Origin of the sequence: Nocardia cyriacigeorgica (assembly GCF_010858045.1) — a bacterium.
In the GTDB taxonomy this organism is placed as follows: domain Bacteria; phylum Actinomycetota; class Actinomycetes; order Mycobacteriales; family Mycobacteriaceae; genus Nocardia; species Nocardia cyriacigeorgica_E.
Map to the genome: position 1 here is coordinate 1 of NZ_JAAGVC010000228.1, position 325 is coordinate 325.

Below are 325 nucleotides of genomic sequence, written 5' to 3' on the forward strand. Positions count from 1 at the left end.
TCGGAGGCCCCGACCGGATCGAGTCGGGGATCTGGCACACCATCGCGACGTGGGTAATCGAACGGCGGATCATCGTCGCGACGAGCGCCATCGCAGGTCTAGTGGTCTGCGCGGCCGGCCTGTTCACTGTCGACGTCGGGCTATCACAGACCGAGCAGTTCCGGGTGCAGGCCGAATCGGTAGCCGGCTTCGAAACATTGGCTGAGCACTACCCCGCCGGCACCGCGGACCCAGTGGTGGGTGTGGCGCAATCGACGGCGGCAACGCAGGTTGATCAGGTGCTTGTCGAATCGCCCGGCGTGCAGCGCGTCAACCGGACCGGAAC

Annotated in this window: 1 pseudogene; it reads left to right on the plus strand. The window is 66.2% G+C overall.

The features are described from left to right. A pseudogene (locus GV790_RS29485) lies at positions 1–325 on the plus strand (MMPL family transporter); the annotation flags it as partial.